This window comes from Paenibacillus sp. USDA918EY, from assembly GCF_009870825.1.
Classification (GTDB): Bacteria; Bacillota; Bacilli; order Paenibacillales; family Paenibacillaceae; genus Paenibacillus_AQ; species Paenibacillus_AQ albilobatus.
The window spans coordinates 40155-53623 of sequence record NZ_WTWY01000005.1; the positions used below are offsets into that span (position 1 = coordinate 40155).

The 13469-nt window shown below is 48.4% G+C and carries 11 protein-coding genes; 10 read left to right on the plus strand and 1 reads right to left on the minus strand.

Annotated features, from left to right (window positions below):
• Positions 1 to 9: 9 nt before the first annotated feature.
• The 8 genes from GQY55_RS12280 (at position 10) to GQY55_RS12315 (ending at position 9428) form a co-directional block, all read left to right on the plus strand.
• Complete coding sequence (locus tag GQY55_RS12280) at positions 10 to 1662, plus strand: glycoside hydrolase family 3 protein (protein WP_160041713.1); 1653 nt, start codon at positions 10 to 12, stop codon at positions 1660 to 1662.
• Positions 1631 to 2665 carry a hypothetical protein gene (locus tag GQY55_RS12285; RefSeq protein WP_236575595.1) on the plus strand — a complete coding sequence of 345 codons (1035 nt, stop codon included), beginning with the start codon at positions 1631 to 1633 and terminating at the stop codon, positions 2663 to 2665. The genes GQY55_RS12280 and GQY55_RS12285 overlap by 32 nt, the downstream gene beginning before the upstream one ends.
• A 484-nt stretch (positions 2666 to 3149) precedes the next feature.
• Positions 3150 to 3935 carry a gluconate 2-dehydrogenase subunit 3 family protein gene (locus GQY55_RS12290; RefSeq protein WP_236575571.1) on the plus strand — a complete coding sequence of 262 codons (786 nt, stop codon included), beginning with the start codon at positions 3150 to 3152 and terminating at the stop codon, positions 3933 to 3935.
• 67 nt (positions 3936 to 4002) lie between these two features.
• Positions 4003 to 5682: a GMC family oxidoreductase gene (locus GQY55_RS12295; RefSeq protein WP_160042268.1), complete on the plus strand. Its 1680-nt coding sequence runs from the start codon at positions 4003 to 4005 to the stop codon at positions 5680 to 5682.
• A 62-nt stretch (positions 5683 to 5744) separates the two neighbouring features.
• On the plus strand, positions 5745 to 5939 hold the full coding sequence (locus tag GQY55_RS12300) for a twin-arginine translocase TatA/TatE family subunit (protein ID WP_160041717.1): 195 nt from the start codon (positions 5745 to 5747) through the stop codon (positions 5937 to 5939).
• A 57-nt stretch (positions 5940 to 5996) separates the two neighbouring features.
• Positions 5997 to 6383 carry a cupredoxin domain-containing protein gene (locus GQY55_RS12305; protein ID WP_160041719.1) on the plus strand — a complete coding sequence of 129 codons (387 nt, stop codon included), beginning with the start codon at positions 5997 to 5999 and terminating at the stop codon, positions 6381 to 6383.
• Between the two features lie 530 nt (positions 6384 to 6913).
• On the plus strand, positions 6914 to 8191 hold the full coding sequence (gene codB, locus GQY55_RS12310; RefSeq protein WP_160041721.1) for a cytosine permease: 1278 nt from the start codon (positions 6914 to 6916) through the stop codon (positions 8189 to 8191).
• Positions 8160 to 9428, plus strand: coding sequence for a cytosine deaminase (locus GQY55_RS12315; protein WP_160041723.1), 1269 nt, complete (start codon positions 8160 to 8162; stop codon positions 9426 to 9428). Before codB ends, GQY55_RS12315 begins: the two co-directional genes overlap by 32 nt.
• Before the next feature lie 84 nt (positions 9429 to 9512).
• Here the strand turns inward: GQY55_RS12315 and GQY55_RS12320 are convergent, their stop codons facing one another.
• Positions 9513 to 10442, minus strand: a complete 930-nt coding sequence (locus GQY55_RS12320; protein WP_306434032.1) for an alpha/beta hydrolase — start codon at positions 10440 to 10442, stop codon at positions 9513 to 9515.
• A 502-nt stretch (positions 10443 to 10944) separates the two neighbouring features.
• Between GQY55_RS12320 and GQY55_RS12325 the strand changes: the two genes are divergently transcribed.
• The gene (locus GQY55_RS12325; RefSeq protein WP_160041725.1) at positions 10945 to 11481 is read left to right on the plus strand and encodes a TetR/AcrR family transcriptional regulator C-terminal domain-containing protein; all 537 of its coding nucleotides are present in this window, start codon (positions 10945 to 10947) and stop codon (positions 11479 to 11481) included.
• Between the two features lie 225 nt (positions 11482 to 11706).
• Positions 11707 to 12729, plus strand: a complete 1023-nt coding sequence (locus GQY55_RS12330) for a 2,3-butanediol dehydrogenase (protein WP_160041727.1) — start codon at positions 11707 to 11709, stop codon at positions 12727 to 12729.
• Positions 12730 to 13469: the final 740 nt, after the last annotated feature.

Genomic DNA, 13469 nt, shown 5'->3' on the forward strand with positions numbered 1-13469 from the left:
GGAAACAAAATGAGAGCGTGTAACGAACTTACGTTGAAGGAGAAAATCGGCCAATTGTTGATGGCCGGCTTCGAAAACGGCATGCCGGATGCAAATATCAGCGACCTGTTGCAAAACCATTTCATCGGGGGAATCGTGTTGTTTTCCCGTAATCTGGACAACCCTCGGCAGGCGTTTGCATTAACGCAGGAACTCCAGCGGTTGGCTATGGCTGCGACGGGCATACCGCTCTGGATCGGAACGGATCAGGAGGGGGGGATGGTCGTCCGGGTAAGGCAGGGGATTGCGCAGCTGCCCGCGGCGATGGCCTTGGGAGCGGCACGCGATCCCGTGCTGCTCTACGAAGCCGCCAAGGGAACGGCGGAGGAACTGAAGACGCTGGGCATCAATATGAATTTCGCGCCTGTGGTGGACATCAACGTCAATCCGCGAAATCCGATCATTGACGTCCGCTCGTTCGGAGACGATGCCGAACTTGTTGCGGAGCTGGGGATCGCGGCCATGCTCGGCTTTCAAGATGGAGGAATCATATCCGTCATCAAGCATTTTCCCGGGCACGGCGACACGGAGACGGATTCCCATGCGGAGCTGCCGGTCGTGAGGCATACCCTTGAGCGATTGCGGACCGTGGAATTCGTGCCGTTCCGGCAGGCCGCGCAGCTCGGGGCGGAAGCCGTCATGACGGCCCATGTCGGGATTCCGCTGCTCACCGGCGGAGAATCCGTTCCGGCCACGCTCTCCCGGGATATACTGACGGGTCTGCTGCGGGAAGAGCTGGGATTCGATGGGATGATCGTAACCGACTGCATGGAGATGAACGCCGTCACGCAGGGAATCGGCGTGGGGGAAGCAGTCGTCCGGGCCGTGCTGGCCGGGGCTGACCTTCTTCTCGTCAGCCATACGTACGAAAGCCAGCTGGAGGCGGTGGCTGCCCTGGAACATGCTGTGGCAAACGGGCGCCTTCCGGAAGAGCGGATCGATGCTTCCGTGGAGCGTATCCTCCGTCTCAAGAAGCGCCGCATCGAGCTGCAGAAGCGCAATTGGGAAGAGGCGCGGGCCTTGCTGGAAAATCCGCAGACGCTTCGGACGATTGAGCGGCTTCGCGAAAAAAGCATCACCGCCGTCAATCATGTACCAGATTTTTGCCGGTTGTCTCCCGAAATCGACACGCTCGTGCTCTGGCCGCCAATGACAGCCGCCTGCAAATCCGAGGACGAGCCGTTATATGATGACACCCTCGGCAACTGTCTGCGTCCTTTTATCACGGCAAAATTAACGGAGCATGTGTACGGGACCAGTCCGAATCCGGATGAGATCACCACCTTGGTTTCCGAAGCGAAAGAGTATGGGCAGATCATCGTAGGCGTTTTTCACGCGGCTTCTAATCCCGGGCAGCCAGCTTTGGTTCACAAACTTTTGACGGTTGGGGGCAAAGTCATCCCGGTCTCCTTGCGGAATCCCGTCGATTTGGCGGCATTCCCGGAGGTACAGGGCTTTCTGGCCTGTTACGAGCACCATCCGCAGACTCTGCAGGTCCTATCCCGTGTACTAATGGGCATGGCAGAGCCTGCCGGAGTACTGCCGGTCACGATTCCGGATCACCTGGAAGGGAGGTATTCCAGTGAACGCCATGCAGCTTCCGGTGTTGAATCCGCCACTTAAAGGATTTTTGCGGTGGGCTTACACGCTTTCGATCACGAGCGCCCACGAAGAAACCATTCCTTGGTACTACAGCAATTTTATTCAGTTATCCTGCACCAAAAAGTTTCTGGAGGACGGCAGGCAGTGCTTTCTCGATTTTTTCCGGGGCAAACCCAACGAGCTGAATTTCAACAACCCGTTTCTCCTCACCTGCTCCGTCAATTACACGATTCTGGAGAATTTGGCATTGGGCGCCTGGCCAAAATTTTTCGCGGATCAAATTCGCAACGGATACTATTGCGTCGTGTTTTTGGATGAGTCCAAGCTATCGCCGGCGGCTACCTATCAAAAAGGGCCATTCCCTCATCATCTATTTCTATATGGCTTCGACTGGGACGAAAGGGCCTTCCATGCTTCCATGTTCGACCGTACGGGAGTATACCGCAATTTGCAGATTCCGTTCGGGGAGTTCCAGGATGCCGTCCAATCCATGAGGCAGCTTTTGAGAGAGAATCTCGCAGCCGATCATCATACGTATTTTTACAAATACGAACCGCATTCTCCTTATCCTTTCGACAAAACGGCCGCGATCGACCAGCTGCGCGATTACATTAACGGGGAGACCCATTTAAACCGGGTCAATTACAATTTCGACAATGAGGATGCTTTCGGAATCAAGGTATACGACTATTTGCAAATGTACTTTGATGCCGTAGAGAACAACGATTCCCGACTGGGTAGCCGCAACGATGTGAGGCACCTTCATGTGCTCTGGGAGCATAAAAAAATGATGATCGAGCGGATCGGATTTTTGGTGGATCAGGGCATCATCCCGTACGACGAAGAACTTGTAGATGGCTACAAGGACATAACCAAAAGAGCGATGAAGCTGAGGGATCAATACATTCGTCATGAAATCCGCGAAGACAAAGAAGTGTTTGAACGCCTGAGGCTTCGGTTCGACGAATTCCGCGATGAAGAGCCTGTTCTCCTGCAAAAACTGATTAAACTGCTCGAAGGCTGAAAAAAGCCGCGGGGAGAAACTCCGACACCGGATGGGCTGCATATCGGAAGGGCGGGTATGCTACCAGGCTCTCAGAATGAGATTTGTTGCTAGGATGTAATGTTAATCCAATTTAATAGACAGCATGAACGCACACGCTTAAAAGCCGCATAATTGCGGCTTTTTGTATTTTAACGATATATGTTGCTGTCAGCACGAGGAGCACGGCCGCCCTCCTATAAGACACCCCGGGCTCTCTTTTTGGTGTTCGAAAAAGCAGCTCACAGCTCGCTTAATTCAAAATTTTGACGTAAATAGGGAGGGCGCCGATTCTTAACGGAGATCTGAACGCGGCTCCCGAAAGCGCCGGCAGTCCTGCTGGCGATTAGGTTCAATATGACGCCTGATGTCAGATGCTGCCGTTTGAAACAGAGAAATTCTGGGTAACTCATTCGCAGTGGTGTTTATTATTGTATCCACAATATTCATAATCGGAGGGATCATCTTGCCAGGACTGAAATTGGGAAATAGCAGAAAGCCGGCCCGGTCAAAAGAACCGGATGAATCCCGGCGGAAATTTTTGAAAGCCTCGGGCATGACGCTGGGCGGTCTGGTCGTCGGCAGCGTGTTCGGCGGCGTCCTGACGGACAGTCTGGAGAAAAAACATGCACCCGCGCCCGCGCCGGCCAGCAGCAAGCCCGAGGCTTCGCTGCAGGATGCGCTGATGTTTTTTAATCAGGAGCAGTTTAAAATGACCGAAGCAGCGGTCGAACGGATTTATCCCGAAGATGAGAACGGTCCCGGAGCCAAGGCGCTGGGCGTGGCGTTCTTTATTGATCATCAGCTCGCAGGCCCATGGGGGTATAACGCGCGGGACTATATGATGGGTCCTTTCGTCCAGGCCCAGGCAACGCAGGGAGAACAGTCGCGCCTGAAACGCAACGAGATGTTCACGCTGGGCCTGGAAGGGCTGAAAAGCTACTGCCAGCAAAAGTATCAAAAGGCGTTTACGGAGCTTGAGGCCCAGCAGCAGGATGAAGTGCTGACCGCCATGGAAAAAGGCGACAAATTCCCCATGCGCGGGGTAACGAGCAGCAGTTTCTTCAAGATGCTGAGAAATTTGACGATCGAGGGAGTCTACGCGGATCCGCTTTATGGCGGCAACCGGAATATGAACGGGTGGAAGATGCGGAAATTTCCGGGCAACCAGATGAGCTACGCCCAGCAGATTACGAAGGAAGGGCTGGTCCAAATCCAGCCGAAAAGCCTGCAGGCTCACATGAGCGAATAAATTTCACAGATATAAGGGGACATCAGACGTGGCCAAATTACCTAAAGTACCAGTGGTTATTGTTGGAATGGGCTGGGTCGGCGGCATTATTGCGGCCGAGCTGACCAAAGCGGGCATCCAGGTCGTCGGACTGGAACGCGGAAAAAGCCGGAGCACGGCGGATTATTTTATGGATCATGACGAGCTGCGGTACGCGCGGCGTTTTGAACTGATGCAGGATCTATCCAAGGAAACGATTACGTTCCGAAATACGGAGTCCATGAGGGCGCTGCCCATGCGCAGCTACGGCTCCTTCCTTTTGGGGGACGGGCTCGGCGGTGCCGGATCGCATTGGAATGGGCAGACGCACCGTTTCCTGCCGTACGACTTTGAGATTCACAGCAAGACGGTGGAGCGGTATGGAAAAGGCAAAATTCCCGAGGGCATGCAGCTGCAGGATTGGGGAATCACGTATGACGAAATTGAACCGTACTACGACAAGTTTGAGCAGATGGCCGGCATTTCGGGAGAATCCGAAGCGAACCCGATGCTCGGCAAACGCTCCAATCCGTTTCCGACGCCGCCGATGAAAAAAACGCCGATCCTGCAAAGGTTCGAAGAGGCGTCGAAGAAGCTCGGATACCATCCGTACATGATCCCTTCGGCGAATCTGAGCGAGAACTACAAAAATCCGGACGGCGTCTCCCGGGCAGCCTGCCAGTACTGCGGTTTTTGCGAGCGGTTCGGCTGCGAGTACGGCGCCAAGGCCGACCCTGTCGTTACCGTCATCCCAACGGCGATGGCCACCGGCAAGCTGGAGGTGCGCACCTTCTCGAACGTGACGGAAATTCTGCATGACGGTAAAAAAGCGACCGGCGTGGTGTACATCAACACGGTGACCGGGGAAGAGGTGACCCAGCCGGCGGACGTGGTCATACTCGGCAGCTTCGTGCTGAATAATGTGCGTCTGCTGCTGAACTCCAAGCTCGGGACGCCTTATGACCGGAAGAGCGGCCGGGGAACCATCGGACGGAATTATGCGTATCAGGTCAACTCCGGGCACGCGGTCGGCTTTTACGATGATGAAGAATTCAGCACGTTCATGGGCGCCGGGGCGCTCGGCATGGAGTTCGACGACTTCAACGGGGACAATTTCGACCATACCGATTTGAAATTTCTGCACGGGGCGGGCATCCGCATCAGCCAGAACGGACTGCGACCGATCGAAAATAACCCGGCGCCTCAGGGCACCCCGACCTGGGGCAAGAAGTGGAAGGAGACCACGCTGAAGTATGCCAATCGGGTGCTGACCGTAGCGACGCAGGGTGCCAGCCTGCCCTGGAAGCACCATTACCTGGATCTCGATCCGACCTATAAAGACATTTACGGTAAGCCGCTGCTGCGGATTACGTTCGATTTCGAGGACCAGGACCGCGAGCTGACGAAGTTTCTGGCCGGCAAGGCGGGCGAGGTCATGAAGGAAATGGGTCCTTCCCATGTAGAGATCAAAGACAAGCTGGACCCGTATAATATCGTTCCTTACCAATCCACCCACAATACCGGCGGCGTCATTATGGGCTCGGACCCGGAAACGTCGGCGGTAAACAGCTACCTCCAGATGTGGGAAGCGGAAAACGTGTTTGTGGTGGGTGCTTCGGCATTCCCGCACAACAGCGGATACAATCCGACCGATACCGTCGGCGCGCTGGCCTACAGGGCGGCGGAAGGGATCCAGAAATATTTGAAACAGGGAGGCATGCTTGCCTGAACGGGCCAGCGCTTCCGGACCCATCCGATGGTCTTACAACTTCAGAAAAGGAGGGATCGGCCATGCTTTCAACAATCGGAATACCGGGGCTGCTGCTGCTCGTGCTGCTCGCCCTGCTGTTGTTCGGGCCGTCCAAGCTGCCGCAGCTCGGCAGGGCGGTGGGAACGACGCTTCGCGAATTCCGCAACTCGGCTCATCAGCTGACGGAAGAGGACGAAGAGAAGCAAGACGCGGAGCAACGCCGGGAAAATTACTAGAATGGTTGGTTTAACGTCGACGACGGCGACTTAATTATTTCAACGGAGGGATTTGACATGAAAAAATGGATGATGATGGGACTTACACTGCTGCTGGTTTTGGTGCTGAGCGCCTGCGGAAGCAAAGGCGGAAGCGGCAGCAGCTCGTCGGACGAATCCTCGTCTTCAGGCGGATCGGACGGCGTAAAGGAAATCAAGGTGACGGCGTCAAACTTTAAGTTCGAGCCTTCCGAGATCAAAGTCAAAAAAGGCGAAAAAGTCAAAATTACGCTGGAGAACAAAGATGGAAACCACGGCTTGGCGATTCCCGATTTCAACGTGGATTTGCAGCAGCCGGGCTCGGCCGAATTTACCGCCGATCAGGCCGGTAAGCATGAATTTCACTGCTCGGTCATGTGCGGAGCCGGCCACAGCGATATGAAGGGAACCCTGATCGTTGAATAAATACGCATGGCGGTTGATACCGCAGGAATTGTCGCCTGGTTGAAAGCGGGAGGCAATTTTGAAGAAAGCGCCGACCAGCCGGACCGTAAAGGTACGCGCAGGCAGCGCTTTCTTTCTATTTGCATATATGGGTTAAATGTAAAGGATTGATGATCAACGACGGCCGAACCGTTTGTGGTGTCGATTCTATCAAACACCGAAGCACGAAAACAAGCGATCAGGCAACTTATCAAGGGTTTGAAAGGGGAGGATGATAATCATTGGATAATAATGACATTGACAACGATAAGCTTTTCCAAAATAATAGTATGTAATTGAATACTGGTACCTTTAAATCAGTCCAGAGAGGCTGGCAAGGGCAGCGGATGTTTGTAATCACGCGGGAATCAGTGCATTTCGCAAGGGGATGCTCTGCGTCTTCGCGCGGGTTATGAGGTGAAATGAGGCTACTTGTCAGTTTGAGACTTGACGAGTAGCCTCTTTTTTCTGCTTTTTTTGGTGCCAGGACACTTTAACCTGGAGGTATTCGGATGAGCAAACAAGATCAAGAGTTTTCGTGGCAAGAGGTGCCAAAAACGCAGAGAAACAGTTTTATGAAGACGTTCTCCGTCATGTTGGCGTTCACGTTCTTCTCGGCAAGCATGCTGGCAGGAGGGACGCTGGGAGTCAGCTTGACGTTCATGGAGTTCATTGGTATTGTGCTCGCGGGTAATTTAGTACTCGGCATCTATACGGGGGCGCTGGCACATATCGCTGCTAAAACGGGCCTTTCCACGCATTTGCTTGCAAAATATGCGTTCGGTGAGAAAGGTTCGTACCTGCCTTCGTTCCTGCTCGGCTTCACGCAGGTCGGTTGGTTTGGCGTCGGCGTGGCCATGTTCGCGGTCCCGGTCGCGAGAGCAATGGATTGGAACGTGTACCTGTTGATCTTCTTGTTTGGTCTCGCCATGACGGCATCAGCCATTTTCGGCATGAAGTCGCTCGTTATTCTGGGCTATGTAGCGGTTCCGGCCATTGCCATTCTCGGCGGATACTCCATGTTCGAAGGAGCAAGTTCTCTGGGCGGCCTGCAAGGATTGCTCGATTACATGCCGACACAGTCGCTGACCGTTGCGGCAGCGTTGACCATTTGCATCGGATCATTCATTAGCGGCGGAACGCTGACGCCCGATTTCGCCCGGTTTTCCCAGACGTCCCGGCAGGCGGTTACCGCAACGGTCATATCGTTTTTCCTGGGGAACTCGCTTATGTTCCTGTTCGGTGCGGTCGGCGCAATGGCTTATAACCTGGCAGATATCTCGGAGGTCATGTTCCTGCAAGGTCTGATCATTCCCGCGATCATCGTTCTGGGGCTGAACATCTGGACGACCAACGATAATGCCCTTTATGCATCCGGGTTGGGCTTCGCCAATATCACGAAAATTTCGAAAAAGTTTTTCGTTGTTGTAAACGGCATCGTGGGCACCGTATTCGCCATGTGGATGTACAACAATTTCGTCGGTTTCCTGAACGTGCTGGGCGCGGCGATACCGTCGATCGGGGCCATCCTCATCGCGGACTACTTCTTTGTGAAGCGTAGAAATTATAAACCGTTTGCCGAGATGACTTTTAAGAAGGTAAACTGGGTAGCGATGGCGGCTTGGGCCATCGGCGTGGCTTTCGCCCAGCTGGCTCCGGGCGTAACGCCGTTGAACGCGCTGATCGGTACGGCCGTGGTTTACATCGTATTCATGCTGATCGTTCCTGCCAAACAATCCAAAGAAAAGGGGAAAACAAATGATTATTCGGAACGCAAAATTGCGGGGTAAAGAAGGTTTATGGAGTATTGTCATAAAAGACGGGAAATTTGAACTTATCACGCAGTCACAGGTAGCGGCTGCAAATGAGGAAGTCTTTGACGTCAACGGCTCGCTTGTACTGCCGCCGTTCATTGAACCTCATATTCATCTGGACACAACGTTAACGGCGGGAGAGCCGGAATGGAATTTGAGCGGAACGCTCTTCGAAGGCATCCAGCGTTGGTCGGAACGCAAGGCATTCCTGACGCATGAAGACGTCAAAACGCGCTCCAAAACGGCACTCAAGTGGCAGATCGCGCAAGGCATCCAGCATGTACGGACGCATGTGGACGTCACGGATCCAAGCTTGACGGCAGTTAAAGCGATGCTTGAAGTGAAAGAAGAAATGGCACCATACATCGACATCCAGCTTGTCGCTTTTCCGCAGGAAGGCATTCATTCCTACCCGAACGGCGCGGAATTGCTGGAAGAGTCGCTGAAAATGGGCGTTGACGTGGTCGGCGGCATACCGCACTTCGAATTCACGAGGGAATACGGCGTCGATTCGATGAAGGTTGCGTTTGATCTCGCCGAAAAATACGACCGTCTCATCGACATCCATTGCGACGAAATCGATGACGAGCAATCCCGTTTCGTGGAAGTCGTCGCCAAAGAAGCCTACGAACGCGGGCTCGGCTCCCGTACGACGGCAAGCCACACGACGGCGATGGGGTCGTACAATGATGCTTATACGTACAAATTGTTTAGATTGCTGAAGATGGCTAACCTCAATTTTGTCTCCAATCCTCTGGTTAACATCCATTTACAGGGACGCTTCGACACGTATCCGAAAAGAAGAGGGCTGACCCGCGTCAAAGAGCTGCAGGAAGCCGGTCTTAATGTGTGCTTCGGTCACGATGACATCTTTGATCCATGGTATCCGCTAGGCACGGGCAACATGCTCCAGGTACTGCACATGGGCATCCATGCTTCGCAGCTGCTCGGTTACGATCAAATCGTGAATTCGATCGATCTCATTACGAAAAATAGCGCAAGAACGTTGCACATCGAGGATGTGTACGGCATTGAAGAAGGCAAGCCAGCCAACTTCATCGTGCTTGAAGCAGAGAACGAATATGAAGCAATACGCAAACAGGCCGCAGTGCTTTATTCGTTCAGAGGCGGCCGCAAAATCGCGGAAACGAAGCCGCGCGACACATCGATCATTCTTGAGGGCGGTCCGGAGAAGGTCACTTTCAATAAATAGCCGAATGAAGCATTCGATGCATCAAGCGGATCCCGCACATTAGGCCAAAAACCCCCTCATGGAGAGTAGGGCAACAAGAGCTCGTTATCGAATGGAAAATCTTACCGCACACAAAACATGAGGGGATTTTGGAGAAGTTTTTTTTCTGGAACGACAAGGACATAAACGCTTAAAAGCCGCATTGTTGCGGCTTTTTTTGTATGGTCTATACCAATTTGTATTTGCCGATGCAACGAGAGAACGCAGAACGCCTTCCGCAAGTTTGGTTACATAGGTTAATGTTTCACTACGAAATGGATCTAATTGACCAACACAGGTGTAGGTGCGTGGCAGATTACGATAATCTTCTGCTCGCGCAGCGGCTGCATAGGCAGGAATATGATCTGTTCCATGTAATTTTCCTAAATACATTTTCCAGCCAGCTTCATTTGATTTTTGATTCCAAACAAACCCTTCTTTAATTTCATTCGCAGAAGGTGTATTATTACGATCATCAATCATTGGATAAAGTGGCATTTGGAAACAAATAGAAGGGTATTGTCGATCCCGGGCTAATAACGTTAATGCTGCTGTTAGTCCGCCCCCAGCGCTCACTCCTGCAACACCAATTCGATTCGAATCAATGTTTAATGTCTCTGCGTTATCAGCAATCCATTTTAATGCTGCATAACAATCTTCAATTGGAGCAGGATAAGGATGTTCAGGAGCTAAACGGTAGTCTACAGAAACGACCACACAGCCATCTTCTTTTGCAAATTTTACGCAAAGATCTTCATTATCATTTATAGAGCCTAAGATATAACCACCACCATGTATCCATAACAGGGCAGGTAAGGCTTCAGTATTAGTTTTTGGACGATAAATTTTTAGTCGTACCGGATTCGCATCAGGTCCTTCAATGACTTCATCTGTTAACGAAAGGGATTCATCAACAACGGTAGCCGGAAAGACTTTTGCGGCTTCTTCTCTCATTGCTTGCAAACATTCTGGACGTAAATCTTGATCCGGATACATTTCTAAGCCTGGTAATAACTCTGGGTTTAGAAAACTCCTTTTTTTATTTTTTTTAAAAGTGAAATATAACTTGAAATAATTTAATAGTGACGAAATCTAAATTGTAAACTAGCTATGTTTAGCGTTTTATCATAGGGATTAATGCAAAGCGACAAACAAAAAAGATTACATGCATCAAAATGCGACATTTATCTCAAAATGCTTCTTTTCTCGATAAATTTTTTAAATATTTAAGATCTTTGGTGTATAATCCTCAGTACACCTTGGAAAACGCATTATATTGTTTCATAGAATATCCAAATGTTTATGAGCAATTACAACGGGATATATAAAATTGGCTCTGGTGTAGGTGCACCAGAGCCAATTTTATATTATCCATCTTAGTTTCGTTAAAAGTAGTATGTTTTGGATATTACTAATTCAGGCATACTAAAAAAAATAAGCCTATGCAAACTAGTATAATTTCAAGCATGACTTAAGTTAAATATAGGAGGTACTTAAATTGAGTAATCTTACACGTTTACGCACACAGACCATAATAAAGAATGCGTTTATGGACTTATTAAAAGAGAAAAAATTTTCATCCATCACCATTAATCATATTTGTGAAAAAGCAATGATTCATAGAAGTACATTTTACCGTCATTATGAAGATAAATATGAGCTATTTAGTGATCTATCAAATTCCATCGCGATAAACCTCTTTGAACAAACAAAACAAGGGTTGGATCTAGAACATACATTGTTTGAGGAAATAATCGAATACATCGATGTTAATCGCAAATTTTTTTTAAATATTACCAGTAAAAATAATAGCCTTGAGTTATACGAAAAATTGATTCAATTTGGTGCAGAAAATTTATATGAAAATTCAATAAAATGTAATGATCCACTTTCTAAAAAAATCCAAAGCTCTGACTACCCGATGGTACTATGTGATTTTTACTGTAGTGGTTTTTTTGAGATTATTAAAAAATGGTTAAGCAATGAATATTCATATACAAAAGAAGAATTAATTCAGATTTCTAAGAATTTATAAATGAATGAACCGATTTAAAACAAATGTCTCTTTTTGAGACGAATATTATTTTTTGTTCATCGATTTCCTCAAAAACCTATGATAGATTAATGAACATAGCAAAGGAGGATTGAGTAAGGTTAAAGAGCAAAAGAAAATGGCTTTCCTGCTTTAAAAAACGAATTACACCTAAAATGTTAAATAAAAAAATATGTAATATTTGAATTATTGAAGGGAGGATTTTTTATGAAAGCTGCAGTGTGGTATGGTGAAAAAGATATTCGCATCGAGGAAAGAGAAACGAAAGAATTACAACCCAATGATGTAAAAGTTAAAGTGGCATGGGCTGGTATTTGTGGTTCTGATTTGCATGCATACTTGCACCCGGATTCAGTACCAATGAATAAGAATACGGTACTCGGACATGAATTTTCCGGTGAAATTGTAGAAGTTGGTTCTCATGTAACAAAATTTAAAGAAGGTGACAGAGTATGCATCTATCCAATGATGCTTAAAGATCCTTCAAATGCTGAAACCGAACGTTTCGTCACTTTAGACGCAGTTGGGGCACAAATCGACGGAGGGTTTGCTGAATACGCGATACTTCCTCAAAAAACGATTTTTAAAATTCCAGATCATTTACCGCTAGAATTAGCAGCAATGATTGAACCAGCAGCTGTATCTTTCCAATCAATCAAGGATGCAAACGTAAAAGAAGGAGATACTGTCGTCGTCTACGGAGCGGGTCCTATTGGGCTATTTGCTGTTTTAGGTGCGAAAGCCGCAGGCGCTTCTAATATTATTGTTATCGATTTATTTGATAGTCGACTCGACAAAGCGACTGAAGTTGGTGCGACACATGTCTTTAATGCTAAAGATGTGAACCCTGTTGAAGCAATTCGTAACTTATTCCCAAATGGAGCAGATGTGACAATTGAAGCTGCAGGTGTTGAGTCAACTTTTAATCAAGCCATTCAATCAACGAAGGTTCGTGGCATAATGATGGTTATCAGCTTCCACACTCAAGAAATCCAATTTAATGCTCCTGCTTCCCTGCTCTTTAGTGGTGTACAATTAATGGGATCTGTGGGATACAGTAATGAAACTTATAATGAGGTCATTCAATTACTTGCTGATGGAAGATTGCCAGCGCAATCAATTATTACAAGTAAAGTTGATATAGATAATATTGCTGAACAAGGCTTTGAAGCGTTAATTAATGATAAGTCTCAAGCAAAAATTCTAGTTAAATTAAGTGGTACACATTAATTTTCTTGAATCATTTGCAGCGTGAAGAACGATACAGAAAAGGTGTTTGAGCCGGAATCTGAATTTTTCTCTAAATAAGTAATATTTAACTAATGAATTTTTTAAATAGGCGTTACTTACGTTAAAAAAAGATAAACTGATTTATAACAATCCCGTATTTTATTGCATACGGGATTTTCTTGTTTTTAAATAAACCACATTGGCGATCCTTCGTTTGAAGAGTTGGTTGAGCCATTTAATTAATGTCGTTTCGAATACGGCGATCCATAAGTGGTATGACGGTGTAACGGATGTTCCTACGAAGGTCATGTTTGATTTTGTGTGTAAAGCTGTGGGGGGGGAGAGTTAGCTGCTTCTGATGAAACAAGCGAATGCAGGTGGGTTCCTAAGGAACATGTTCTGGATTGGATTACTTTACCCGCAATCCGCATGCTGAATTTTAACGGCTCCGTGAATTATATGGGGTACGTTACTGCGACAACGTCAGAATGTAATGTCAAGCTTCAAAGGAATGTTTAGTTGTACGTCCTATGCCGAATTCATTGGAATATGGTATATTGGCAAAGTAAGAAAGTAAGGGGGTGCTTTACTGATGGAGAATCTCTTGAGATTGTCTGTGACTTCTTTCACTCATGCAAAGCCAATATTGGAGAAGCGTTACTTTGCATGGGGCGGAATGATTATTAACGCTTAACAGTTTTTCAATATTTGGCTTTGCACCTTGTTTATATAATAAGGAG